Genomic DNA, 24,935 nt, shown 5'->3' on the forward strand with positions numbered 1-24,935 from the left:
GATGAACCTGTCCCCTCTCAATCGCCGGCGCTTCGAACTGTTCAAGGCCAACAAACGCGGCTGGTGGTCGTTGTGGCTGTTCCTGATCCTGTTCGGCGCCAGCCTCGGCGCCGAGTTGATCGCCAACGACAAACCGCTGGTGGTGCACTACGACAACAGCTGGTACTTCCCGGCGCTCAAGCGTTACCCGGAGACCACCTTCGGCGGCGAATTCCCGCTGGAGGCCAACTACAAGAGCCCGTATATCCGCGAACTGCTCAAGGCCAAGGACGCCTGGGTGCTTTGGGCGCCAATTCCCTACAGCTACCAGAGCATCAACTACGACCTGAAAGTGCCAGCCCCCGCGCCACCCTCGACCGACAATCTGCTGGGCACCGATGACCAGGGCCGCGATGTGCTGGCCCGGGTGATCTACGGCTTCCGGGTTTCCGTGTTGTTCGCCCTGACACTGACCCTGCTCAGCTCGCTGATCGGTGTGATTGCCGGGGCGCTGCAGGGTTTCTACGGGGGTTGGGTGGATCTGGCCGGGCAGCGTTTCCTGGAGATCTGGTCGGGCTTGCCGGTGCTGTACCTGCTGATCATCCTCGCCAGTTTCGTGCAGCCGAACTTCTGGTGGCTGCTGGGGATCATGCTGCTGTTTTCCTGGATGAGCCTGGTGGACGTGGTGCGCGCCGAGTTCCTGCGCGGGCGCAACCTCGAATACGTACGTGCGGCCCGGGCGCTGGGCATGCAGAATGGCGCGATCATGTTCCGCCACATCCTGCCCAATGCCATGGTCTCGACCATGACCTTCATGCCGTTCATCCTGACCGGCGCCATCGGCACCCTGACCGCCCTGGACTTCCTCGGCTTCGGCTTGCCGGCCGGCAGCCCGTCCTTGGGTGAACTGGTGGCTCAGGGCAAATCCAACCTGCAGGCGCCGTGGCTGGGCATGAGCGCGTTTGCCGTGCTGGCGTTGATGTTGAGTCTGCTGGTGTTCATCGGCGAGTCCGCTCGCGATGCCTTCGACCCGAGGAAGTGAAATGAATCAGGACAATCTGATCGAAGTGCGCGACCTGGCCGTCGAATTTGTCGTTGGCGAGCGTTGCCAGCGGGTGGTAGAAGGCGTCAGCTTCGACATCAAGCGTGGCGAAACCCTGGCGCTGGTGGGTGAAAGCGGTTCCGGCAAATCGGTGACCGCGCACTCGATCCTGCGCCTGCTGCCCTACCCACTCGCCCGGCACCCGTCGGGGACCATCGAGTATTCCGGGCAGAACCTGCTGGAGCTGAAAGAAAAAACCATCCGCCACATCCGTGGCAACCGGATCGCGATGATCTTCCAGGAGCCGATGACCTCGCTCAATCCACTGCACTCGATCGAGAAACAGATCAACGAGGTGCTGGGCATCCACAAGGGCCTGGTCGGCAAAGTCGCGACCAAGCGCACCCTGGAGCTGCTGGAGATGGTCGGCATTCCCGAGCCGGAAAAACGTCTCAAGGCCCTGCCCCACGAATTGTCCGGTGGCCAGCGCCAGCGGGTGATGATCGCCATGGCCCTGGCCAACGAGCCGGAACTGTTGATTGCTGACGAGCCGACCACCGCGCTGGACGTGACCGTCCAGCTGAAAATCCTCGAATTGCTCAAGGAACTGCAGGCCCGGCTGGGCATGGCATTGCTGCTGATCAGCCACGATTTGAACCTGGTTAAAAGAATTGCGCATCGCGTATGTGTCATGCAGCGCGGTTGCATCGTCGAACAGGCATCGTGTGAAGAATTGTTCCGCGCGCCGCAGCACCCGTACACTCGGGAACTGCTGGCAGCGGAGCCCAGCGGCAAGCCCGCGACCAATGTCGTCGGCCCGCCTTTGCTGGCGGTCGAGGACCTGAAAGTCTGGTTCCCGATCAAGAAAGGCTTGCTGAAAAAGACCGTGGACCACGTCAAGGCGGTCGACGGCATCAATTTCAGCCTGCCCCAGGGCCAGACCCTGGGGATTGTGGGCGAAAGCGGTTCCGGTAAATCCACGCTGGGCCTGGCGATCTTGCGGTTGATCGGCAGTACAGGCGGCATCCGTTTTGAAGGCAAGCAGCTAGACTGCCTGACGCAGCAGCAGGTTCGCCCGCTGCGGCGGCAGATGCAGGTGGTGTTCCAGGACCCCTTCGGCAGCCTGAGCCCGCGCATGTGCGTGAGCCAGATCGTCGGCGAAGGCCTGCGGATCCACAAGATGGGCACCGCCGAGGAACAGGAAGCGGCGATAATTGCAGCATTGAAGGAGGTAGGCCTGGACCCGGAAACCCGGAACCGCTACCCCCACGAATTTTCCGGTGGGCAACGGCAGAGAATCGCCATTGCCCGGGCACTGGTACTAAAACCGGCGTTGATACTGCTGGACGAGCCGACTTCGGCCCTCGACCGCACCGTGCAACGCCAAGTGGTCGAGCTGTTGCGATCACTGCAAAGCAAGTACAACCTGACGTATCTGTTCATCAGCCATGACCTGGCTGTCGTCAAGGCGCTGAGCCACCAGCTGATGGTGGTCAAGCATGGCCAAGTGGTCGAACAGGGAGACGCGCAAAGCATTTTTGCCGCCCCCCAACATCCGTATACACAGCAGTTGCTGGAAGCCGCCTTTTTGGCACCAGCCACTGCGCAATAACCTGAAAAGAGGAGCAACACATGGGTTTTCTCGCCGGTAAGCGCGTACTGATCGTCGGTGTCGCCAGCAAGCTGTCCATCGCATCCGGCATCGCTGCCGCCATGCATCGCGAGGGCGCTGAGCTTGCCTTCACTTATCAGAACGACAAACTCAAAGGTCGTGTCGAAGAGTTCGCCCAAGGCTGGGGCTCGAGCCCTGAGCTGTGCTTCCCGTGCGACGTGGCCAGCGATGAAGAAATCGCCAAGGTCTTCGAAGCATTGAGCAAGAAGTGGGACGGCCTGGACTGCATCGTGCACTCCGTAGGCTTCGCCCCGGGCGACCAACTGGACGGCGACTTCACCGAAGCCACCACCCGTGAAGGTTTCCGCATTGCCCACGACATCAGCGCCTACAGCTTCGTGGCCCTGGCCAAGGCCGGCCGCGAAATGATGAAAGGCCGCAACGGCAGCCTGCTGACCCTGTCGTACCTGGGCGCCGAGCGCACCATGCCGAACTACAACGTGATGGGCATGGCCAAGGCTTCCCTGGAAGCTGGCGTACGTTACCTGGCCGGCTCCCTGGGCCCGGACGGCACCCGCGTGAACTGCGTATCGGCCGGCCCGATCCGCACCCTCGCCGCTTCCGGCATCAAGAACTTCCGCAAGATGCTGGCCGCCAACGAAGCGCAAACCCCGCTGCGTCGCAATGTCACCATCGAAGAAGTCGGCAACGCCGGCGCCTTCCTGTGCTCGGACCTGGCGTCCGGCATCAGCGGCGAAATCATGTACGTGGACGGTGGCTTCAACACCACGGCCATGGGCAACCTCGAAGAGTGATCTTCGGTTAGCCATAAAAAAACCCGCCTTTTCAGGCGGGTTTTCTATGCCTGTGATATCAACAGCGCCAAATACTTCCTGGGCTCCTCGATCAAAGCCGGATCCCAAGGACATAAGGCCTGCGAGTGTCGACAACTGCAGCGAGCACACGTTGCTGATCATTTTGCAGATGCAGGTTATAGAGAAGGGATGGCCTATCGTGAACGACAATCCCCTGGCTGCCAAAAGCCGGGTCAGGAGTACCATCAGGCAAAATACGCAACCAGAAAGCCGTAGTCTCAAACCCCACCCAACCACCAACGACAATACTTTTATCGGATTGCACTAATACTGATTTGCAACTCACAAAGTAGCGGGGAACATCGGCGGGAACATCGATGGTGAGGGATTTGCCCTTATTGAACGTCGGCGAACAAGCGCCATCGGGGGTTAATCTGGAGATGCTCGCAACATACCCCTCCCCAGCCAAAAGGTAATGGCCGACACCCGTAACACCGTCTTGGTCAACGATCATGTTATGAATTGTCCTATCCTTCTCCGACTCCCACATACCTGACCGCCCAAAAGATGGATCAAGACGTCCATCCGGGAAATACCTGGCAACCGCCGCGCTCAATTGGTCAGGATCCTTTCGCTCGACATTACCACCCACCAGAATTTTACCATCGGCACTGATGGCCACGGCTTGACCTTGAGATAGCTGATCGTCGAAGCGGACGTCGATGAATCCTTGTCCACCAAACTCAAGATCGAAATCACTATCAGGCAGCAGACGATAAAGAACGGTTTTTTTATCACCGGCCTTAACCGAGCTACTCACCAGCAGCAATATCTTTCCGTCTGCCTGCAAACAACCAGAGAGTCCAACAATGGTATCTGTTCCAGGCAGGACTTTGTTACCAAAAACCAGATCAGGACTACCGTTCTCGTTAAATCTCGTCAAGGCTGGCTTGCGCCGTCCAGGATCAGGTGGAGCGATCTTGTTTAGCCATTGTTCCAGTCCTTCAGGAAGTTGGTTCCTTCTTTCCACAAGCAGTCTCTGCCACAACTTCACGGATCACGGAGAAAAGATCGGGCGTGGTTACATGAAGGACTATTGCCTACGTAGCGCTGGTTTGGCACCTGTATAAAATGACAACTTTAGTGTCTCAATACGCCGTATTAGTATCTTTACCGGCCACACTTCGTCTGCGGTCTCAAATTGGACTCGGACAAATTTGGTATTTGTGTTCAGCCATCCATTTGTATCAGGCATTGCGCGAACAGCTGTTGGATCGGCTGTGTGCGCTGGCTATAACGAATAAAGGTTTTCAGTTCCCGTAGCATAACGGTTCCAGTTGATAGAAATAGTTTGAGCTCGACGCAAGAATTATCGTCTTTCAATCAAAAATCACGGAGCTAAACTCGGTCTGTATCCACAGTCGAGGCACATCCGATGCAACTCTCTCCTTTTCACTTGGCCATCCCGGTCTACGACCTGACGGCCGCTCGGAATTTCTATGGCCATGTGTTCGGCCTCGAAGAAGGTCGCTCCAGCGATCATTGGGTCGATTTCAACTTTTTCGGCCATCAGCTGGTCATTCACCTGGCGCCGAAAAACGCCTCTCAAGAAGCGGCGCACACCAACGCTGTCGACGGTCATGACGTGCCTGTGCCGCATTTCGGCGTGGTGTTGGGGATGGCGGAGTGGGAAGCGTTGGCCGAGCGGCTGAAGGCATTGGAGACGCGTTTTGTGATCGAGCCGGGGATTCGCTTTCAGGGGCTGGTGGGTGAACAGGCGACGATGTTTCTGTTCGATCCGTGCGGGAATGCGCTGGAATTCAAGGCGTTCAAGGATATTGGGCAGCTGTTTGCCAAATGAGTGGCGACTCAATAGGCCCGTCAATCAACGCTGAACTAATGACCCAGCGCTTTTTCAACCTCAACCAGCAGCTCTTCAGCCGAACCATGAACTGTCGGGTCATGCTCGATCTGCCCGATACTGAAACGAATCTCATACCCGCGATGCGCAGTGGCCATGCGTTCATCGAGCATTTCCTCAAGCCGCGCCTTGACCGCCGCGATGTCCACGCCGCCAGAGCCTGTGAGCAAGGCCACGAAGGTTGCACCCTCCAGCCGCCCGATCACATCGCTTTCCCGAAAACCAATACGCAGCACGTCGGCAAAGGTTTTCAGTGCCTTGTCACCTTCGGTGCGACCGAACAGGTAGTTGATGCGCTTGAACTCGTCGAGGTTGAAGAACAGCAGCGTCGCCGGCCTGCCCAGATCATTGCAGGCCTCCAGGCCCAATTGAGCCAGGGCGATGAAACCGTGCCGGTTGGGCAGCAGCGTCATCTCGTCCATGCTCGCCATCTGCACCCCGATCAGCTCCTGCTCGGCCTTGCGGGCGAGATCGCGCAGCAGCTCGCGCTCCTGTTGTGGCGTCCCTGCACGTACACCTGGTTTGTGCGGTTTGCCTGAAATCAGCATCACATACTCCATGGGTGGGTATGTTGTTTAGAGTCCTCGATACCGGGTTTGACTCCCTGTTTACGGGCCGTTGGTCAGCTACCCGCCACCGGGCACGGCCCACCGGCGTCCGCCCAGAGCTTGAATTGGGTTACAAAAATGTCGTGGGGAACCGGCACCGGTGCGCGATTACCGCCCGGATTCCAGCCCCACAGCACCAGCTTGTCCTCGCTAACATGCTTGATCAGCGCGGCGAAATCGCGGTCGCCATTGCCCGCACGATCCTTGATCATGCTGCACAACATGTCCGGTGGCAGGCCGATCCAGGCCATTTTGTGCGCCGCCGGTGGCAGGCCCCAATGGGGAGCACCCGGCGGCGCATTGGCGCCGTAACTGGCCGGAGGGTTGGCCTCGGCATGGCAACTGGCGCAAGGCAGACCCGCCGCGCCCTTGCCGTCCATGCCACGCACGACGTTCATCGCGTGGGGTATGCCGGCATCGAACTGCAACGGCGCATCGCCGGGAATGTGGCAATTCTGGCAACGCGGGCTCTGGAAGACTTTCTGAACAGTATCGAACGCCTTCAAGGCTTCCCGGTCTTCGGCGAAGAGCTCTGTCGCATAGATGAACAGGCAGATCAGCAGGACTGAACCGAGCACCCAATGATGTCGCCTCATCTCGCTTTTCATCTCACACCCCCGACAATTGCAGCGGCAGCTCACGCAGACGCTGGCCGGTCAGGGCGTACACCGCGTTGGCCACTGCCGGCGCCGTAGGCGGCACGCCCACCTCACCGATGCCGCCGGGTTTCTCGCTGCTGGGCAGGATATGCACTTCAACCAATGGCATCTCGTTGAGCCGCAGCACTTGGTAATCGTGGTAGTTGGATTGCACCACCCTGCCGTCCTTGATCGTCAGTTTGCTGTGTAAGGTGAAGCCCAGGCCGAAGGCGATGCACGACTCCATTTGCGCCGCGATGCTCTGCGGATTGACCGCAATCCCGCAGTCCACCGCACACACCACCCGATGCACACGGATCGCCAGGTTGTCCTGGGAAACTTCGGCGACCTGCGCCACATAGCTGCCAAATGACTCATGCACCGCCACGCCCAGGGCATGGCCGTCCGGCAGTGGCGCTTTCCAGTTAGCCTTCTCGACCGCCAGGTTCAACACCCCAAGATGCCGCGGATGCGCCTTGAGCAAGGTCCGTCGATATTCCACCGGGTCCTTGCCTGCCGCCGCGGCCAGCTCGTCGATCAGCGATTCCATAACGAAGGCGGTGTGGGTATGCCCCACCGAACGCAGCCACAACACGCTGATCCCGGTCTTGGGCGAATGCAGGTCCACCTGATGATTGGCCATTCCCTGCAGATAGGGACTGTCCGCTACGCCCTCCACGGACGTCTTGTCGATGCCGTTCTTGACCATGGCGGCTTCGAGCGAGGTGCCGGCCATGATCGATTGTCCGACCAGCACGTGCTTCCACGCCAGCGGCAGGCCATCAGCGCCCAGGCCGACTCGCGCCTGGTGCAGGAACGCCGAGCGGTAATAGCCGCCGCGGATGTCATCCTCCCGTGCCCACACGGTTTTCACCGGCCCGCCCGCGGCTTTGGCGACCTGCACCGCTTCGGCGACGAAGTCCGAAGTCGGGTTGGCTCGCCGGCCGAAACCGCCGCCGAGGAACTCGGTGTGGATCTGCACCTGCTCGGGTTTGAGCCCGGTGATCTTGCCGGCGATCATCTGGTCCAGGGTCTGGAACTGCGTACCGGTCCAGATCTCGCATTTGTCCTGGGTGATGCTCACGGTGCAGTTGAGCGGTTCCATTGGCGCATGGGCCAGGTAGGGCACGCTGTACTCGACGTCGATTGTCCTGGTCGCCTTGGCCAGCGCAGCCTGGGCATCGCCGGCCTGGCTGGCGGGCAGCCCGGGCGTGGCGGCGAGCTTGCGAAATTCCTCGAGCAATTGCTCACTGTCGAGCCCGCTGTTCGGCCCCAGGTCCCACTCGACGTGCAGCGCATCGCGCCCCAGTTTCGCCGCCCAATAGTGATCGGCGATCACCGCCACGCCGGTCGGCACCTGCACCACTTTGTGCACGCCGGGTATCGCCAGCGCCTCGGCGCCTTCAAAGGATTTGACGCTGCCGCCGAACACGGGCGAGCGAGCGACCATCGCGGTCATCAGGCCGTCGAACTGCACGTCCATGCCGAATTTGGCGCGACCGGTGATTTTCTCCGGGGTATCCAGGCGCTTGGTGGGTTTGCCGATGATCTTCCAGTCCTTGGCTTCCTTGAGCTTGATCGACGCCGGGTCCGGCACTGGCAGCTTGCCGGCGTCATCGGCCAGTTCGCCATAGGTGGCGTGCTGGTCGCCGGCAATCACCACCCCCGACTCGGTGCGAATCGCCGAGGGCGCGACGTTGAAGCGCTTGGCCGCGGCCTCGACCAGCAGCAAGCGTGCCGCTGCACCGGCTTGGCGATAACGGTCGAACTCCATCCAGGTCGAGGTCGAGCCGCCGGTGATCTGCATGCCGCCGAAGCCCGCCAGGCCGTAATCGGTGGCCGACGCCGGTGCGTGTTCGACGCGGATTTTCGACCAGTCGGCGTCCAGTTCTTCGGCGATCAGCATGGTCAAGCCGGTCCAGATGCCCTGGCCCATTTCCGAATGGCCGAGCAACACCGTGACGCTGTTGTCATTGCCGATGCGCAGGAAGGCATTGGGGGCGAACACATTGCCCTGGTTCTCCGCGCCCAGGGCAAAACGATGGGCCCCGGGGATGACAAACGCCACCACCAGCCCGCCGCCCAGCACGGCACTGCCCTTGAGAAAACCACGACGCGACAGCGGATCGATGCTGTTCATGGCCATCAACCCAGTTGGGCCGCGCGCTTGACCGCGGCGCGGATTCTTGGATAGGTGCCGCAACGACAGATATTGCCTGACAGCGCCTGGTCGATATCGCTGTCGGTCGGTTGCGGAATCTTCGCCAACAAGGCCGCCGCCGACATGATCTGCCCGGACTGGCAGTAACCGCACTGCACCACGTCGAGTTCGGCCCAGGCCTGCTGCACCGGGTGCGAACCATCGGTAGACAGGCCTTCGATGGTGAGGATTTTCTGCCCATGGGCCACGGCCGTGGCGGGCGTGATACAGGAGCGCAAAGGCGTGCCGTCGATGTGCACAGTGCAGGCACCGCACTGGGCCATGCCACAGCCAAACTTGGTGCCGGTCAGGTGCGCGACATCGCGCAGGACCCAGAGCAGCGGCATGTCCGCGGGGACATCCAGCTCCTGGTCCTTGCCATTGATGTTCAGGGTCAGCATTGCGAAGGTCCTCAGACGCACGGGGTCCTGAAGTGGGCGCCGCTGTGGCGATCAAGAACCTACGCGCGCCTTGGGGTTATCCCTACAGCTAAGCGCAAATTGCCAGGCAGGCCGGGGTGTATCGACCACCGGTCACTAAACCCGCCTGATTTGCCGATAAAGGCGTCCATCTCTCGCTGCCGCCCCCGATCCACTGTAGGAGCTGGCTTGCCAGCGAAGAGGCCAGAAAGCCCAGTGCAATATTCGAGGACGCCTTCGCCGGCAAGCCGGCTCCTACAGGTCCGAGGCGACCACGGGTTCAACGCCCTGCGCAACATAGTGTAGGAGCCGGCTTGCTGCGGGCGGCGTTCCGACAATGGGGCCGCGGGCTCCTACACCCGGGGCCTTAGCAAAATTGAGGTGTAGCCCACCAGAAACAACCCAAACGCAACACACCAAAACAACGCCGACACCCCCACCCCCAATCCGGAGAACGGCACCAGCAACACCCGCGCCCCCCCTGCGATCAACACCAGGGCAAACCCCGTGACGATGGCTTTCGACGGCTGCAGCACCCGACCGGTATGCCCAAGACTCACCCGGGCGATCATCGCCAGAATCAACCCGCCAATGCCGCCCACCGCCAGCGAGTGGGTGGCCAGGCTCTGTTGTGGCATCAGGCCGGCGTGCCACAGCGCCATGGCAAACACCGCCACCACCAGCCAGGTATACGACAGATAAAGCGACCACAACAGCGGCACGCGCCAGAGGCCGCGGTCATGCCAGCGCCAGAGGCGTAGCAGGTGCAGACTGCCGATCAACACAAACAACGCCGCCAGCCAGGGTCTGGGCTGGTCATTCAAACCGGCGGCAAACGTCAGCGCGGCCAGCAACCCGCTCACCAGCAGCACCCGGGTGGGCAATGGATTGGCCGCAGGCGTTGCGGAACGATTCAAGCCGCGCTGGATGAAGAACGGGATTACTCGCCCGCCAATCACGCTCATCAGCGCGCCGACCAGCCACAAGGCCGCCAACACACCACGCCGCTGCAAACCCGCGTCATCGGCCCAGAGTCCCCACAACGTCATGACCTGGCAGCCGGCCAGCAAGGTGATCATCAGCAGGATCGGATAGTTGTCGCGCTTGCCAGCGGCCACCAGGTCACGCCCCAGCGCCCAGGCCAGCAACGGCAAAAAAGGCAACTGCACAAGCAGCAACCCTGCAGGAGCTATCGGCAGCACCCAGGCCAGTCGCGCGAGCAGCCAGACCAGCACCAGCCCGATCAGCGGCCAGCCCTTGAGCCCCGGGCGAGCGGTCCAGTTCGGCACCGCCGTCAGCAGGAAGCCGGCGATGATGGCCGCGGCGAACCCGAACGGCATTTCGTGCCGGTGCCAGGCGAGCATGCCGCCCACCGGATGCGCGCCGGGCAAGCGGCCGTATAACCACAGGGCCCAGATCGCCACCGCCACAGCGGCAAACGCGGCACCTGCGAGAAAGAACGGGCGAAAACCGAGACTGAAGACCGGAGCAGCAGCCAGTTTGCGCATCATGCCAGCGCCACACGTTGAGGTTTACTCAACCGGTGCTGGGCCAGCAGGCGCATGACGTAGCCGATCTTCAACAGGGTCGGCCCGACGATGGTCATGGCGTGCAACGACACCAGCGCCATGATCGACAGATAACCGGCATACAGGTAGGCGCCGTAGATGCCTGCGAGCAACATCGCCAGGCCAACGCCGAGCACGCGAGTGGAAAGGTGCAAGACTTTCTGGGGATTGCAGAAGAAGTGGAACATTTCCCGTACTCCTGAAGCAGTTCAGTTGTACGTTGGCTGTATCAAGTGTCGTGCCAGATATTTGCCCCTTGCAAATCAGCCATCTAAGCCTGTACGGGTCATAACGACTCGCACCCAACAGAGTCAATATGACCCACAAGGCAGTCACTTCGACAACACCCTGTAGGAAATCCTTACACACTCGGCGATCTACGGCACGGCCAGACTGCCTCAGGCTAGCTACGCTGATAGTCCAGCATGCCAAAACCTGCCAAGGAGACCCGCCATGCTACATATGCAAAAACTCACACCTTGCCTCTGGTTCGATGGTCAGGCCGAAGAGGCCGCAAAGTTTTACTGTGCGATCTTCGATCACGCGAAAATCACCGCCATCACTCACTACGGCGAGGCCGGGAAGGAGTTCCACGGCCGGGAAGTCGGTTCGGTCATGACGGTCAGTTTCGAACTCGATGGGCAAACGTTCACGGGTCTTAACGGTGGCCCGAACTTCACCTTCAACGAAGCGATCTCGTTCCAGGTCAACTGCCAGACTCAGGAAGAAGTCGACCACTTCTGGGGACGCCTGTCCGCCGGCGGGCCGGTCGAGGCCCAGCAATGCGGCTGGCTGAAGGATAAATTCGGCGTGTCCTGGCAAATCTTCCCGGTAGCGATGATGGAGATGATCAAGGACCCCGACACGACAAAATCCCAGCGCGCCATGCTGGCGATGATGCACATGAAAAAACTTGATATCGCCGAACTGCAACGAGCCTTCAACGGCGAGAGCTAATACACTGTGGCTGACCAGCCAAGGATTGACCATGAAGTTCGCAACGCCCAGGGACACCGACAAGGCCCCACGCTTCTGGCGCGATGACGCCCTGCCCTTCATCGAAGCCCGCTCCATCGCCGACGGGCGCGAGGTCTGTTACACCCGGCATGCCCACGAGCACTTTTCCATCGGTGCGATCACCGCCGGGCGCAGCACCTATGTCCATGAGCACTCGCACTTCGAGGTGTGTGCCGGCACGGTGGTGCTGATGAACCCCGGTGATGTCCACGCCTGCAATCCGATCGACGATCAGCCCTGGTCGTACCTGATGCTGTATGTCGACACCGCCTGGCTCACCGACTTGCAGCATCAGCTCGGGTTCAGTGACGACCTGGCGTTTCGCCGGTTCGCGGTCACCCATACCGCCGCCCCTGATCTGTTCGTTGGCTTGAAGGCGTTGTATCAGGTGCTGGTCGATGGGCAGCAAGACGTATTGCACAAGCAGAGCGCCGCGGTGGAGTTTTTCACCGAGGTGCAGCTTGGACTGAACCCGGCCGAACAACCGCTTCGCGAGCCCAACTTCAAGCTCGAGCGCGCCGCCGATTTCATCCGCGAGCACTGCACGCAAATGCTCAAGCTCGAAGACATCTGCGAAGCAGCGCAGTTGTCGTCGTCCTACCTGATCCGCGCCTTCAAGCAGCATTACGGCATGACGCCCCACGCCTTCCTGGTCAACCGGCGCATCCAGTTCGCCCGGGATCAATTGCGCAATGGCAAGCTGATCGCCGACGTGGCGCTGGAAGCGGGGTTTGCCGATCAGGCGCATTTTCAACGGGCGTTCAAGCAGCATCTGGCGGCAACGCCAGGGCAGTATCGCGGTTAAGCCACACTGCTATCTTCCGGCCGGCTCCTACGGCACCAACAAATACACCGCACTCACCGCCAGCAGCGACGCCATGCCCCGATTGAACCAGCGCATGCCCGCCGGGTTGTTCAGGTAGCCGCGCAAGAACGTGCCGGCGTAGGCCCAGCAACCCACCGACAGGTAGCAGATCACCAGGTACACCGCCGCGAACTGCCATACCAGGCGGGCCTCGCCGTCGGCGACGAACGCGCCCATGCCGGCCACGCAGGCCAGCCAGGCTTTCGGGTTGAGCCATTGCATCACCGCGCCGTAGAGCATCGACGGCGCGCGCTCCGCGTCCTTTGCCTGCAGTTGCCCATCGTCAGCGGCCAGCTTGAACGCCATGTACAACAGGAACGCCACCCCCGCCCACTGCACCACCTGGGTCATTGCCGGCCACAGCAGCAACAGCTCATGCAACCCCAGCCCCATCAGCACCAGCAGTAACACGAACCCCAACGTCGCCCCGGCCACATGGCGCTGACTGGCGCGAAATCCGAAGCGTGCTCCGGAACCCAGGGCCACGATATTCACCGGCCCCGGCGTGATGGAAGCGGCCAACGCAAACGCCGCCATGGACATGATCAAACTCATTTGCACACCTGCTCAGTCTATTGAACCAGGCGCCAATGTAAGGAGCCCCGGGCTGCACGTATTGAAGAAAACTGCCCTGGGCTATGAGTAATACTCGACCACCTTCTTCACCTTCACCAACGCCTGGCGCAGTGCGACCATGTCCACCGAGCCCAGCGCCAGGCGTATCGCGTGGGGGACATGATGGGTGATCGCAAAGGGTTCGGCAGGCGACACCGACACCTGCTCGCGCATCAACGCCATGGCGATCTGGTCGGCCCGCGCGTCTTCGGCCAAGGGCAGCCAGATGAAATACGATGAAGGATGGCTGATGGTCTTGAGCCCAACCAGCACCTCACGGGCCAAGGCTTGCCGAGATTGGGCATCCACGCGTTTTTGCGCCTCGAGCTTGCTGACAGTGCCATCGTCAAGCCAGGCCGTGGCAATGGCCGTCATCACCCCGGGAGTGTTCCAGGTGGTTGCCATGATCGTCCGCTCGAATCCGGCCATCCATTGCGTGGGGGCGGCAACAAAGCCGACGCGCAAGCCGGTGGCGACATTCTTGGATAAACCGCTGACGTACACGGTTCTTTCCGGCGCCATTTCAGCCAAAGGTGGCGGTGCATTTTCGGCCAGGAAAGCGTAGGCCGCGTCCTCGATGATCGTCAGGTCATGGCGGCGTGCAATCGCCACCAATTGCTGGCGCTGATCGGCGTCCAGCACCCAGCCCAACGGATTGTGCAAGGTCGGCATCGAGTAGACGGCTCGCACCGGGCGAAGCCGGCACAGTTTCTCCAGGGCTGGCAAATCAGGCCCCTTGTCCGTGACGGGAATGGGCAGGACCTCAAGATGCAGGGTTTCGGCCAGCGTCTTGAAACCCGGATAGGTCAAGGCGTCCGCGGCAATCACATCGCCGGGTTTGAGCAGGGTCATCATCACCACCGCCAGGCCATGCTGGGCACCACTGACGATCAACACCTGCTCGGCCGGCAGATTCAGGCCGCGCACGGCCAGATGACGCGCGAACGCAGCCCGCTCATGCAGGCGCCCGGCATGGGGCTGGTAACGCAGGAGCGCCTCAAGGTCGCCGGACAACGCGAGTTGGCGCAAGGCATTGCGCAACAGGTCAGCCTGACCTGGCAACGACGGGTAGTTAAAGTTGAGGTCGATCATCCCCGCCGCCACCACCGACTGCGAAATGCCCTGGCCCGGCGGCAGCGATGTTTCCCGGACAAAAGTCCCGCGCCCGGTTTCGCCACTGACCAGCCCCATCCCCTCGAGCTCGGCATACACCCGGCTGGCCGTGACCAAGGCCAATCCGTTCTCTGTAGCAAGCTGGCGGTGAGTCGGCAGGCGCGTACCAGGCAGCAAACGCCCGGTGCGAATATCGGCGGCAAATGCATCCACCAGCGTCTTGTAGCGGGAACGAGGCATGTCGAGATGTATCCATGACAATTTTTTGATTGTCCCGATAGTCGACCATACGATGGCTTCAGTGCAACCAGACAATGAGCATGAGCCAAATGGAACGGACTTCTAACTTGCAAGACACGGCGCTGGAAAGCAGCACCCGCGGCTGGATCAATGGCCTGATCGGCGTGGTGATTTTCAGTGGTTCGCTGCCTGCGACGCGGGTGGCCGTGCTGGAATTCGACCCGGTATTCCTGACGGTCGCCCGCGCCACCCTCGCGGCGACCCTGGGCCTGTGCCTGCTGTTGCTGTTCAAGGAAAAACGCCCCGCGCGTAACCAGCTCGTGCCCTTGTTGATCGTGGCGCTGGGCGTGGTGGTGGGCTTTCCGCTGTTAACCGCGCTGGCGCTGCAATACGTCACGTCCGCGCACTCCATCGTGTTCGTCGGCCTGCTGCCGCTCGCGACCGCAGTGTTTGGCGTCTTGCGCGGTGGTGAGCGCCCACGGCCGGTGTTCTGGTTCTTCTCGGTGCTGGGCAGCCTGTTGGTGGTCGGGTTCGCCGTCGCCCAGGGCCTGACGGCTTCACCCCAGGGTGACATCCTGATGCTGCTGGCGATCCTGGCCTGCGGGCTAGGTTATGCCGAGGGCGCGAAGTTGTCCCGTACACTGGGTGGCTGGCAGGTGATTTGCTGGGCGCTGGTGCTGGCACTTCCAGTCATGGCTGCATTGACCCTTTGGCGACTGCCGGCCTCGTTCGCCAACATCAGCACACCGGCCTGGTTCAGTCTGGCGTATGTGTCGCTGTTCAGCATGCTGATCGGTTTTGTGTTCTGGTATCGCGGGCTGGCCCAGGGCGGGATCGCCGCGGTCGGGCAGCTGCAACTGCTGCAGCCGTTTTTTGGCCTGGCACTGGCCGCTACCTTGCTGCATGAACACGTCAGCCTGGGCATGCTCGGCGTCACGCTGGCCGTGATCCTGTGTGTGGCCGGGGCGAAAAAGTTCGCGCGCTAGCCACTGCTCTGCCGCCTGCGTCCATGACTGTATGGGTCAAGCCCACCGACAGCTGTGATAAAAATATCGCTCCTGCTGCTGGAGCCGATCATGGACCTCACCACCCTCACCCTTTTCCTTCCGGCCTGCTTCGCCCTGAACATGGCGCCGGGCCCGAACAACCTGCTGTCGGTCAGCAACTCGACCCGCTATGGCTACCGCACCGCGTGCCTGGCCGGCGTCGGTCGCCTGCTGGCGTTCGCCGGGATGATCGCCCTCGCCTCGGCGGGTCTGGCGGTGGTGCTGCAAACTTCGGAACTGCTGTTCTACGGGATCAAGATCGTCGGTGCGGCGTACCTGTTTTATCTCGCCTGGCAACTGTGGCGTGCCCCCGGCGCAGAAACCGCGGTGACCACCCCGCCGGCGGGCATGCTGGCGTTGGCCCGGCAGGAGTTCCTGGTGGCGGCGGGCAACCCGAAGGCGATCCTGATCTTTACCGCGTTCCTGCCGCAATTTGTCGATCCGTCCCGCGCGATCACGCCACAATTCGCCGTGTTGGGCGCACTGTTCCTGATCCTGGAATGGATTGCCATCGGCGCCTACGCTTACATGGGCCTGCACATGCGCCGCTGGTTTGCCAAGCCTTCGGGCAAGCGGTTGTTCAATCGCTGCTGCGCGGGCTTGTTGTCGGCGGCGGCTTCAGTGTTGCTGATGGCCCGTCGGGCCTGATTAACGACCGCTCATGTTCGGCCACCCGCGCCCCGCCGCGAGTTCGGCCCCGAGGAACGCCGGACAATTCCCGGCGGATATGCTGGAACAGCTGACGGATCGCAAGGCCTTGCAGGAGCTGCCGCGGGTCAGCGCCGGGAGCGGAATTCTCTGTTCATTTTTCGGTGGAGACGGTCCCTGTGCCGTTCTATGCTGCGTCCATGAACCTACAACACACGCTGCTTCCGCCCCACGCCGAGATGGTCCGCGCCATGCTCGAACGAGACACCACTTACGAAGGGGTGTTCTTTACCGCGGTCAAGACCACCGGGATCTTCTGCCGCCCGGGTTGCACCGCACGCAGCCCGAAACCCGAGAACGTCGAGTTCTTCGCCCACGCCGACGAATGCCTGGCGGCGGGCTACCGAGCCTGCCTGCGATGCAAGCCTTTGGATGCCGCCGCGATTGCACCGGACTGGGTACAGAAACTGCTGAAATCAGTAGAGCTTGAACCGGACATTCGCTGGAGCGACGCCCAATTGCAGGCCAAAGGCATCGAACCACTGAAACTGCGCCGCTGGTTCAAACAGCATTTCGGCATGACCTTCCATGCCTGGCTGCGCACCCGACGCCTGGGCATGGCATTGGGCGGCATCAAACAGGGCGAGTCGATCGACAGTGCAGCGTTCGATTCCGGCTACGAATCCCTGAGCGGCTTTCGCGATGCGTTTCAAAAGTCTTTCCACATCACACCGGGACGCGCCGCCAACAGTGAGCCACTGCTGTTCACCCGGTTGACGACGCCGCTGGGGCCGATGATCGCCATGGCCGAGCGTCGTGGGCTGGTGCTTCTGGAGTTTCTCGACCAGCCTTCGCTGACCCGCGAGGTGCAAACCCTGCAAAACCGCCATGGGTATGCCGTGGCGCCAGGACACAATGGGCATTTGCAGCACATCGAGACACAGCTGGCCGAGTATTTCGCTGGCGAGCGCACGCAATTCAGCGTCCCCCTGCACATGCCCGGCAGCGAGTTTTCCCGCCAGGTCTGGGCCGAGCTGGCACACATCCCCTACGGCCGGACCACCACCTACGGCGCGCTTGCCGCCACCTTGGGCAAACCCGGCGCCAGCCGCGCCGTCGGCCTGGCCAACGGTCACAACCGCCTCTCGATTGTCGTGCCCTGCCATCGGGTGATCGGTGCCGATGGCTCGCTGACCGGTTACGCTGGAGGCCAGCCGCGCAAGGCATTCCTGCTCAGGTTGGAAAACGCGGCGGTGCAGATCACCGAGCAATTGGCCTTTTGATCACAGGCTGCATTCGGCAGCCTGCCAAGGAAGCTTCATGCCTGACCCCTACCGGCTGGCCAGCCAATGGCTGGCGAACCTGGATGATGACTGGCGTCGCCACATCGACGCCGTCGGCCCCTGCCTGCATCAACCCCATGCCGCCCGCGATCCCTATGAGTCGCTGGTGCGGGCGATTGCCTATCAGCAACTGCACGCCAAGGCCGGGGATGCGATTGTCGGTCGCTTGCTGGCGCTGTACCCCTCGGTATCGTTTCCGCGGCCCGAGCAAATTGTGGCGACGGACTTTGATCGACTGCGCAGCTGCGGTTTTTCCGCCAGCAAGATCGCAACCATCCAGGGCATAGCCCAGGCGACGCTCGATGGCGTGGTACCGGATTACGCCACGGCGCTGGTCATGGACGATGAAGCGCTGATCGAGCGCCTGATCGCCCTGCGCGGCGTAGGTCGCTGGACCGTGGAAATGCTGTTGATCTACAGCCTGGAACGGCCGGACATTTTGCCGGCCGATGACTTTGGCGTGCGCGAGGGCTATCGCCGGCTCAAGGGGCTTGAAGTACAGCCGACGCGCAAGCAGATGATCGACATCGGGCTGGCGTGGCGTCCGTATCGCACCGTGGCGGCCTGGTATTTGTGGCGGGTGTCCAACAGGTAGGCCGCGTTATCGTTCTTCGCGAGCAAGCCCGCTCCCACAACGCTTTCGTGAGCACAACATTTGTGCTCACGAAAGCGTCAGTCATCACAACCCGGATTTCAACCGACTGAACGCCCGAATCAACGCCCGGTTGAACGCCTTGCCATTGTCATTCTTGCTGTACAACGACGCCCGCACCGCCTGCGCCGGATAGGTCCCCGGGTCATTGCGAATCGCCGGGTCGATCAAGCTGTCCGCCGCCGTGATCGCGTTGGCGTAGTGGATGGTGTCGGTGATCGGCGCGATCACTTCAGGCGTCATCAGGTAATCCATCAATGCCAACCCCGCCTCCGGATGCGGGGCGTCCTTGGGGATGACCATGGCATCGAACCAGATCAGCGTGCCCTCCCTGGGTATCCGGTACTTCAACGAAAACGGCTTTTTCGCCGCCTCTGCCTGTCCAGCCGCAATGGCCACGTTACCGTTCCACGACATCGCCACGCAGGTATTGCCGTTGGCCAGGTCGCTGATATTCAGGTCGTTCTCGAAGTAGCGAATATACGGGCGGATCTTCGCCAGTTGCTGTTCGGCCAGCTTCAGGTCATCAAGGCTCTGGCGGTTGATGTCCAGGCCCATGTACTTCATGACCGCGGCGAACACTTCATTGGGGTCGTTAAGCAGGCTGACCCCGCAATCGGCGAATTTCGCCACCACCGCCGGGTCGAACAACATGGCCCAGCTGTCCGTTGGCGCATCGGCCAGGCGCTGCTTGACCGCCTCTTCCTGATACCCCACGCCGGTGGTGCCCCAGGCATAGAACCCGGCATAACGGTTGCCCGGATCGAACACCGCCATGTGCTGGCGAAACTCTTCGCCGACACCGGCAAAGTGCGGTATCTGCTGCTTGTCCACGGCCTGGATCGCGCCGCTCTGGATCGCCCGGGACAGATGCTGTCCCGCCGTCAGCACCAGGTCGTAACCGCTGCGACCGGTGAGCAGTTTGGTCTCGACGGTTTCCAGCGAGTCGAAGTGATCGGCGACGACATGAATGCCGGTTTTTTTCTCGAAGTTGGTCAGCGTGTCCGGGGCCAGGTACTCGCCCCAGATGTAGAGATTCACCACCGGTTTGGCGGTGTCGGCGGCCTGCACACACAGGGGTGCAAGCACCAGCATCAAGGCTTGGGTCAGTTTGTGCAGGCCCATTTTTATACTCCTTTGCCAGCGTACTGCGGCATGGTGATGCAGGCGACGTTGCCGCCACCGAGGAGGATTTCCCGGGAGTTTTCGATGCCGACGATCTTGTGCTGCGGGAACAGTTCGGCCAGGGTCGCCAGCGCGACCTGATCATTGCGATCGCCAAACAGCGGCACCACGATCGAAGTGTTACCGGCGTAGTAGTTGATGTAGGACGCGCAGATTTTCGTACCCGCCTGACGGGTATGGGTGCTGTCCTGCTGGTCCAGGCCCTCGGCCTCCTCCGAGGTCCATTCCAGCACATCCGGTTGCGGCAGCTTGTGCACGATCAATTCGCGACCACGGCTGTCACGGGTGCTGCGCAGGATGTCGTAGGCCTCCTGATAAATTTCCCACTGCGGGTCGTCGCGATTGTCGGTCCATTGCAACACCACTTCACCGGGGCGCACGAAGCACGCAAGGTCGTCGACGTGGCCGTCGGTTTCGTCGAACTTGCACCCCCGCGGCAGCCAGATGACCTGCTCGGCACCGAGGTAATCGGTCAAGCGGCGAGTGACTTCGTCCTTGCCCAGGTGCTGGTTGCGGTTACGGTTGAGCAGACATTGTTCGGTGGTGAGGATGCTGCCCTGGCCGTCGCTCTGGATGCCGCCGAGTTCGGCGATCAACGGCGCGCGATAGCGGTCGAAGCGCTCGATCTCGAGGATTTTGCTGGCGATCTGGTCGTCCTTGTCCCAGGGGTAGTACAAGCCGCCGTCGAGGCCGCCGTAGGCGTTGAACTCGAAGTCGACGCCGCGCACTTCACCGCTCTGGTCGTTGACCACAAAACACGGACCGCTGTCGCGGAACCAGGTGTCGTTGCAGGTCATTTCCACCACCCGCACCTGCGGCGGCAACTGCCGGCGCGCAGTGGCGAATTGCGCGGCCGAGGCGCAGACGGTGACCGGTTCGCTTTGGGAGATGGCGGTGACGATCTGCACCCAGACTTTCTGAGCAGGTTTTGCGCCATTGCGCCACACGTCGGTGCGCTCCGGCCAGCCGAGCCAGCATCCGGACTTGGTTTCGAATTCCCCAGGCAAACGGAAACCGTCGAGTTTGGGGGTGGAATCGAGCAAACGTGCCATGGGCAAACCTCATCAGCCGGGATTGGAATGACCACAGGCTAAGGTTGCGCACGCCCTCCTCGCCAACGATGATTATTTCGGAACACTTGAATTGAACTCATCAATCAATCAGCTGATCGTTGAACCACTCGAGCATCTGCGCCACCGCAGGCCTCTCCAGCCGTACCCGTTCGCACACCAGCGCGTATTGCCCCAATGCCGTCATGCTGGAAGTGAACGGACGCACCAGGCGACCGCTGAGCAGATCTTCCTGGGCTGTCAGGTTATCGCCCATGGCCACGCCCTGCCCCTGGGCCGCGGCTTCCAGGGCCAATCCAGCGTGGGCGAAATACAGTTGCCGTTCGGGGCGCTGGTCACCGGCATGGCTGGTGAGCCAAGCCGTCCAGGTCTTGCCGTCCTGATCGTCGTGCAACAGGCAGTGTCGGGCCAGGTCTCTAGGGGTTTTCAAGGTGCCCTGGTTGAACAGCCCGGGACTGCACACCGGAAAAAACTGCAACGCCGGCAAGGGCCGGACGAAATAGGCACTGCTGTCCACGGGACCGGTGCCATAGGTGATCGCCAAGTCGATGTCCTCGCCCGGGGCCGTGGCGTCGATCGGTTGTTCATAGAGGTGCAAGGTGATGTGCGGATAGCGCGCATAGAAATCCGAAAGACGACTCATCAACCACTTCTGCGCCAGTTCGGCGGTCACCGCCAGGCGCAACACCGCCAGGGACGATGGGTCGCGCAGTTCGTCACAGGCATCGCCGATCAGCTCGAAGGCCTGCTGCAAGCTTTGCATCAGCCGTCCAGCAGCCATGGTCGGGCGAATTTGCCGGCCTTCGCGCACAAACAGCGATACCCCAAGCTGTTCTTCCAGCTGGCGGATCTGATGGCTGACGGCGCTGTCGGTGACGCACAGCTCCGCCGCCGCCCGGCCGAAATGGGCGTGACGGGCGGCGCATTCGAAGGTTCGCAGGGCGGCCAGGGAAGGTAGTCGTCGCATCGGGTCGGGTCCGGGGTTCGAGGCGCTCATGCTGACCCGGTAGATCGTGGGCGTCCAGTCGGACCGCGTTATCGTTTTTCGCGAGCAAGCCCGCTCCCACAGTTGATCTGCGGTGTTCCCTGTGGGAGCGGGCTTGCTCGCGAAGACTTCAGTCCATTCACCGCGCCCCCGACTGCCCATCACCCATGCTGATGGCGCCCGCGGTTGGTGAGGTGTTCATCGCCAAGGGACGCGTGGTGAAGGCCGGCAAGAAGCAGGTATTTACCCATGCCGAGTTGTTCGCGCAAACCGGCGATCAACTGAAACGGGTGGCGGTCGAGGAGCGCTGACGGTCTAGGCTGTCTTGAAGCTCGCTCAAGACAGCCGGAGGTTCTCATGCAACTCGAAGGTTCCTGCCATTGCGGCGCGGTGTCGTTCAGCCTGACCAGCGCCCATCCCTACCCTTATCAACGCTGCTACTGCTCGATCTGCCGCAAGACCCAGGGCGGTAGCGGTTATGCGATCAACATCGCCGGCGATGCCAACAGCCTCAAGGTACGCGGGCGCAAGAACATCGCGATCTACCATGCCCTGCTCAAGGGCGAAGGCGAGAAACGCGCCCATCGCAGCAGCGCCGAGCGGCATTTCTGTTCGCTGTGCGGCTCGGGGTTATGGCTGTTCAGCCCGGAGTGGCCCGAGTTGATCCATCCGTTTGCGTCGGCCATCGACACACCGCTGCCGGTGCCGCCGGAGCATACGCACTTGATGCTAAGTTCCAGGGCGCCTTGGGTGGAAGCCGAGGTACGGCCAAGGGATAAACAGTTTGATGTTTATCCCGAGGAGTCCATCGCCGACTGGCATGAGCGGCTGGGTTTAAGCCGCTGACGTTACAGGCACACCACTGTGGAAGCGAAACTCCACATCCGGCGATTCGATCAGCTCCTGCTCGGCCGCGCGGACCTTGTCGATCACTTGGGCGATGTCCTTGGCGTCGCCGTATTGGTACGCCAGCTTCAAGTAACCCTGGAAGTGCCGGGCCTCGCTTTTGAGCAGGCCGAAATAGAACTTGCCCAGTTCTTCGTCCAGATGCGGTACCAAAGCCTCGAAACGCTCACAACTGCGGGCCTCGATGAACGCGCCGACGACCAGCGTATCCACCAGCTTGACCGGCTCGTGACTGCGCACCACCTTGCGCAGCCCCGAGGCGTAACGGCCGGCGGACAACTGGCGCAAGCCGATCTTGCGTTTTTTCATCAAGCGCATGACCTGCTCGTGGTGCACCAGTTCTTCCCGGGCCAGGCGCGACATCATGTTGATCAAATCGACATGGGAGTGATACTTGGCAATCAGGCTCAATGCCGTGCTGGCGGCCTTGAATTCGCAGTTCTTGTGGTCGATCAGCAGCGTTTCCTGGTCGGCCAGCGCGGCTTGAACCCAGCCGTCGGGAGTGCGGCAGCCAAGGAACTCGTGAATTTCGGGAAGGATCATGGGGCTCACGGAAAAATAAATAGGTATAAAACGAAGGGCGCCGATTATACCGGCCTGCCCAGAGACCACCAGCCACTACCGTTGATATGCATCAAGTCGCCGACTGCCGCGCAGCAACTATAGTTGTGCAACGCCATGCTTTTTCATTTTCAGGAGATCCCGATCATGCAAGCCATTCGCAGCATCCTGGTGGTCATCGACCCCGAACATTCGGAAAGCCTGGCGCTCAAACGGGCGAAATTGATCGCCGGCGTGACCCAGGCGCACCTGCACCTGCTGGTCTGTGATCCCAAGCACGATCACAGCGCCATGCTCAGCGTGCTCAAGGCGGCGTTGCTGGAAGACGGTTACAGCGTCACCACCGAGCAGGCCTGGAACCAGAGCCTGCACGAAACCATCGTCGAGGTGCAGCAGGCGGAAGGCTGCGGGCTGGTGATCAAACAGCATTTCCCCGACAGCTCGCTGAAAAAGGCCCTGCTGACACCGGTGGACTGGAAACTGCTGCGCGCCTGCCCTACCCCGGTGCTGCTGGTTAAAACCGCCGGTTCCTGGAAGGACAAAGTCATCCTGGCCGCCGTCGACGTGGGCAATATGGAAAGTGAGCACCGCCATTTGCACAACACCATCATCGATTACGGCTATGACATCGCCAGCCTGGCCAAGGCGCACCTGCATGTGATCAGTGCGCATCCGTCGCCCATGCTGTCGGCAGCAGACCCGACGTTGCAACTGAGCGAAACCATCGAGGCGCGCTATCGCGAACAGTGCAGGGCGTTCCAGGCCGAGTTCGACATTGACAACGAACACCTGCACATCGCCGAAGGCCCGGCGGATGTATTGATTCCGTTCATGGTGCACAAGCTGCAGGCGGCGGTGACGGTGATCGGCACGGTGGCGCGCAGCGGGTTGTCAGGGACCTTGATCGGCAACACCGCCGAAGTGGTGCTCGATGCGGTGGAAAGCGATGTGCTGGTGCTCAAGCCCCGGGAGGTTGAGGATCACCTGGAGGAGCTGGCGGTCAAGCATTGAGATTTTCCGCGCCTTTCAGGACGCCATCGCGAGCAGGCTCGCTCCCCCCTCGAAAGGTATTCACCTGTGGGAGCGAGCCTGCTCGCGATGCTTTTACGCGCCGAAGGCGTCTTTGAGGAATCCAGGCGCAATGTAACGCTGGTAATGCGCCTCGGACAGCAGGAAAAATTCCCGATCGATGGCATCACGCAGTTCCGGCAGGTTCCAGTCGCGAAATTCCGGCAACAACACCATCCCGTAGGCTTCCAGATTGTTGATCACCCGGGCGCCTCGGGCGATCAGCTGGTAGGCCCAGCAATATTCCGACTGATGGGGCACGAAGCGGATCTTGCGCTGCTCCAGCTGCATTCTGAGCAGCAACGGGTCGAAAATTTCCACCTTGGCAGCCATCACCTGGGACAACAACTGCTCAAGACGTAGCCATACCGCGCGTTTTTCTTCCTCGTTGTAGCCGTTCCAGTGGATCACTTCGTGGTGGAAACGCTTGCAGCCACGGCAGACCAGATCACCGTAAACAGTGGAGCAAAGGCCGACGCAGGGGGTCTTGATGGTCTGATTGGGCATAGGTAGGCAGAACGCGAAAAGCAAAACAGGACGGCATGTTAGCCCTTTGTCTAACATTGATCACCCCTCAAAGTTTCATGAGCCAACTTACCTTTAATATTTTTTTGCCGTAGAATCAGCCTGCCTTTTTAGGCGCCAATGTCCGTTAGAAGCTGTTTTCAAAGCGTCACGAGCACAGTCGTTCCTTCAGAGCGGTGTTGGCGAAGGGTTTTTCCAGCGGGGAAAAACCCGGCGCCAACCCTCATCAGCTCCCGTTCTGCAGGCGTAAAACTTTGAAAGCAGCTTCTGTAAGGAATTGTCGGTAATTCTGGC

General features: G+C 61.1%; 27 protein-coding genes. 13 read left to right on the plus strand and 14 right to left on the minus strand.

What is annotated here, in order from left to right; all coding sequences use genetic code 11:
- The first annotated feature begins 1 nt into the window (after window position 1).
- From BKX96_RS10650 to fabI, 3 genes are read left to right on the plus strand one after another with little or no spacing between them, the layout of a single operon-like run.
- The gene (locus BKX96_RS10650) at window positions 2-1,021 is read left to right on the plus strand and encodes an ABC transporter permease (RefSeq protein WP_077183799.1); all 1,020 of its coding nucleotides are present in this window, start codon (window positions 2-4) and stop codon (window positions 1,019-1,021) included.
- A 1-nt stretch (window position 1,022) separates the two neighbouring features.
- A complete protein-coding gene (locus BKX96_RS10655; protein ID WP_046818046.1) occupies window positions 1,023-2,633 on the plus strand; it encodes an ABC transporter ATP-binding protein in 1,611 nt (536 codons plus the stop codon).
- 20 nt (window positions 2,634-2,653) lie between these two features.
- Window positions 2,654-3,448, plus strand: a complete 795-nt coding sequence (gene fabI / locus BKX96_RS10660) for an enoyl-ACP reductase FabI (protein WP_025213267.1) — start codon at window positions 2,654-2,656, stop codon at window positions 3,446-3,448.
- A 91-nt stretch (window positions 3,449-3,539) separates the two neighbouring features.
- Here fabI and BKX96_RS10665 read toward each other — a convergent pair whose 3' ends face one another.
- The gene (locus BKX96_RS10665; protein ID WP_179092140.1) at window positions 3,540-4,478 is read right to left on the minus strand and encodes a hypothetical protein; all 939 of its coding nucleotides are present in this window, start codon (window positions 4,476-4,478) and stop codon (window positions 3,540-3,542) included.
- Between the two features lie 405 nt (window positions 4,479-4,883).
- On the opposite strand from BKX96_RS10665, the gene BKX96_RS10670 reads away from it, so the two are divergent.
- Window positions 4,884-5,309, plus strand: a complete 426-nt coding sequence (locus BKX96_RS10670; protein WP_046818044.1) for a VOC family protein — start codon at window positions 4,884-4,886, stop codon at window positions 5,307-5,309.
- A gap of 35 nt (window positions 5,310-5,344) precedes the next feature.
- Here the strand turns inward: BKX96_RS10670 and BKX96_RS10675 are convergent, their stop codons facing one another.
- The 6 genes from BKX96_RS10675 to BKX96_RS10700 form a co-directional block, all read right to left on the minus strand.
- On the minus strand, window positions 5,345-5,917 hold the full coding sequence (locus BKX96_RS10675; protein WP_046818043.1) for a GGDEF domain-containing protein: 573 nt from the start codon (window positions 5,915-5,917) through the stop codon (window positions 5,345-5,347).
- Between the two features lie 74 nt (window positions 5,918-5,991).
- The gene (locus tag BKX96_RS10680; protein ID WP_046818153.1) at window positions 5,992-6,573 is read right to left on the minus strand and encodes a hypothetical protein; all 582 of its coding nucleotides are present in this window, start codon (window positions 6,571-6,573) and stop codon (window positions 5,992-5,994) included.
- A 13-nt stretch (window positions 6,574-6,586) separates the two neighbouring features.
- Entirely contained in the window at window positions 6,587-8,755 is a 2,169-nt protein-coding gene (locus BKX96_RS10685; protein WP_046818152.1) for a xanthine dehydrogenase family protein molybdopterin-binding subunit, read from the minus strand.
- 5 nt (window positions 8,756-8,760) lie between these two features.
- Complete coding sequence (locus tag BKX96_RS10690; protein ID WP_046818042.1) at window positions 8,761-9,216, minus strand: (2Fe-2S)-binding protein; 456 nt, start codon at window positions 9,214-9,216, stop codon at window positions 8,761-8,763.
- Window positions 9,217-9,587: 371 nt separating this feature from the next.
- Window positions 9,588-10,742 (minus strand): NnrS family protein, encoded by a 1,155-nt coding sequence (locus tag BKX96_RS10695; RefSeq protein ID WP_077183894.1) that lies wholly within the window; start codon window positions 10,740-10,742, stop codon window positions 9,588-9,590.
- Window positions 10,742-10,990: a hypothetical protein gene (locus tag BKX96_RS10700; RefSeq protein WP_046815650.1), complete on the minus strand. Its 249-nt coding sequence runs from the start codon at window positions 10,988-10,990 to the stop codon at window positions 10,742-10,744. Before BKX96_RS10700 ends, BKX96_RS10695 begins: the two co-directional genes overlap by 1 nt.
- A 265-nt stretch (window positions 10,991-11,255) precedes the next feature.
- On the opposite strand from BKX96_RS10700, the gene BKX96_RS10705 reads away from it, so the two are divergent.
- Entirely contained in the window at window positions 11,256-11,759 is a 504-nt protein-coding gene (locus tag BKX96_RS10705) for a VOC family protein (RefSeq protein ID WP_077183801.1), read from the plus strand.
- A 31-nt stretch (window positions 11,760-11,790) separates the two neighbouring features.
- Complete coding sequence (locus BKX96_RS10710) at window positions 11,791-12,624, plus strand: helix-turn-helix transcriptional regulator (RefSeq protein WP_046815648.1); 834 nt, start codon at window positions 11,791-11,793, stop codon at window positions 12,622-12,624.
- Between the two features lie 27 nt (window positions 12,625-12,651).
- Here BKX96_RS10710 and BKX96_RS10715 read toward each other — a convergent pair whose 3' ends face one another.
- Both BKX96_RS10715 and BKX96_RS10720 read right to left on the minus strand, forming a co-directional pair.
- Window positions 12,652-13,239 (minus strand): LysE family translocator, encoded by a 588-nt coding sequence (locus tag BKX96_RS10715; protein ID WP_046815647.1) that lies wholly within the window; start codon window positions 13,237-13,239, stop codon window positions 12,652-12,654.
- A gap of 81 nt (window positions 13,240-13,320) precedes the next feature.
- On the minus strand, window positions 13,321-14,652 hold the full coding sequence (locus BKX96_RS10720) for an aminotransferase-like domain-containing protein (protein WP_077183802.1): 1,332 nt from the start codon (window positions 14,650-14,652) through the stop codon (window positions 13,321-13,323).
- Between the two features lie 89 nt (window positions 14,653-14,741).
- Between BKX96_RS10720 and BKX96_RS10725 the strand changes: the two genes are divergently transcribed.
- The 4 genes from BKX96_RS10725 (at window position 14,742) to BKX96_RS10740 (ending at window position 18,284) form a co-directional block, all read left to right on the plus strand.
- The gene (locus BKX96_RS10725) at window positions 14,742-15,638 is read left to right on the plus strand and encodes a DMT family transporter (RefSeq protein ID WP_077183803.1); all 897 of its coding nucleotides are present in this window, start codon (window positions 14,742-14,744) and stop codon (window positions 15,636-15,638) included.
- Between the two features lie 90 nt (window positions 15,639-15,728).
- Window positions 15,729-16,346 carry a LysE family translocator gene (locus tag BKX96_RS10730; RefSeq protein ID WP_077183804.1) on the plus strand — a complete coding sequence of 206 codons (618 nt, stop codon included), beginning with the start codon at window positions 15,729-15,731 and terminating at the stop codon, window positions 16,344-16,346.
- A gap of 200 nt (window positions 16,347-16,546) precedes the next feature.
- Window positions 16,547-17,629 carry a bifunctional transcriptional activator/DNA repair enzyme AdaA gene (locus tag BKX96_RS10735; RefSeq protein ID WP_046815643.1) on the plus strand — a complete coding sequence of 361 codons (1,083 nt, stop codon included), beginning with the start codon at window positions 16,547-16,549 and terminating at the stop codon, window positions 17,627-17,629.
- Window positions 17,630-17,666: 37 nt separating this feature from the next.
- Window positions 17,667-18,284, plus strand: coding sequence for a DNA-3-methyladenine glycosylase family protein (locus BKX96_RS10740; protein ID WP_077183806.1), 618 nt, complete (start codon window positions 17,667-17,669; stop codon window positions 18,282-18,284).
- An 84-nt stretch (window positions 18,285-18,368) separates the two neighbouring features.
- Here the strand turns inward: BKX96_RS10740 and BKX96_RS10745 are convergent, their stop codons facing one another.
- The 3 genes from BKX96_RS10745 to BKX96_RS10755 form a co-directional block, all read right to left on the minus strand.
- Window positions 18,369-19,466 carry an extracellular solute-binding protein gene (locus BKX96_RS10745; RefSeq protein WP_077183807.1) on the minus strand — a complete coding sequence of 366 codons (1,098 nt, stop codon included), beginning with the start codon at window positions 19,464-19,466 and terminating at the stop codon, window positions 18,369-18,371.
- A gap of 2 nt (window positions 19,467-19,468) precedes the next feature.
- On the minus strand, window positions 19,469-20,578 hold the full coding sequence (gene aguA / locus BKX96_RS10750; protein WP_077183808.1) for an agmatine deiminase: 1,110 nt from the start codon (window positions 20,576-20,578) through the stop codon (window positions 19,469-19,471).
- A gap of 100 nt (window positions 20,579-20,678) precedes the next feature.
- Window positions 20,679-21,563, minus strand: coding sequence for a LysR substrate-binding domain-containing protein (locus BKX96_RS10755; protein WP_077183809.1), 885 nt, complete (start codon window positions 21,561-21,563; stop codon window positions 20,679-20,681).
- Between the two features lie 185 nt (window positions 21,564-21,748).
- On the opposite strand from BKX96_RS10755, the gene BKX96_RS10760 reads away from it, so the two are divergent.
- Together BKX96_RS10760 and BKX96_RS10765 are read left to right on the plus strand one after the other, a co-directional pair.
- The gene (locus BKX96_RS10760) at window positions 21,749-21,892 is read left to right on the plus strand and encodes a hotdog family protein (RefSeq protein WP_235431816.1); all 144 of its coding nucleotides are present in this window, start codon (window positions 21,749-21,751) and stop codon (window positions 21,890-21,892) included.
- A 46-nt stretch (window positions 21,893-21,938) separates the two neighbouring features.
- Window positions 21,939-22,427 (plus strand): GFA family protein, encoded by a 489-nt coding sequence (locus BKX96_RS10765; RefSeq protein ID WP_077183810.1) that lies wholly within the window; start codon window positions 21,939-21,941, stop codon window positions 22,425-22,427.
- On the opposite strand, the gene BKX96_RS10770 is transcribed toward BKX96_RS10765, so the two are convergent.
- Window positions 22,416-23,030 carry a MiaE family protein gene (locus BKX96_RS10770; RefSeq protein ID WP_077183811.1) on the minus strand — a complete coding sequence of 205 codons (615 nt, stop codon included), beginning with the start codon at window positions 23,028-23,030 and terminating at the stop codon, window positions 22,416-22,418. The genes BKX96_RS10765 and BKX96_RS10770 overlap by 12 nt on opposite strands.
- A 165-nt stretch (window positions 23,031-23,195) precedes the next feature.
- Between BKX96_RS10770 and uspL the strand changes: the two genes are divergently transcribed.
- Window positions 23,196-24,059, plus strand: a complete 864-nt coding sequence (gene uspL / locus BKX96_RS10775) for a universal stress protein UspL (protein WP_046815636.1) — start codon at window positions 23,196-23,198, stop codon at window positions 24,057-24,059.
- Between the two features lie 93 nt (window positions 24,060-24,152).
- On the opposite strand, the gene BKX96_RS10780 is transcribed toward uspL, so the two are convergent.
- Complete coding sequence (locus BKX96_RS10780) at window positions 24,153-24,623, minus strand: DUF1289 domain-containing protein (RefSeq protein ID WP_046815635.1); 471 nt, start codon at window positions 24,621-24,623, stop codon at window positions 24,153-24,155.
- Window positions 24,624-24,935: the final 312 nt, after the last annotated feature.

The organism is Pseudomonas putida, from assembly GCF_001976065.1.
In the GTDB taxonomy this organism is placed as follows: domain Bacteria; phylum Pseudomonadota; class Gammaproteobacteria; order Pseudomonadales; family Pseudomonadaceae; genus Aquipseudomonas; species Aquipseudomonas serbica.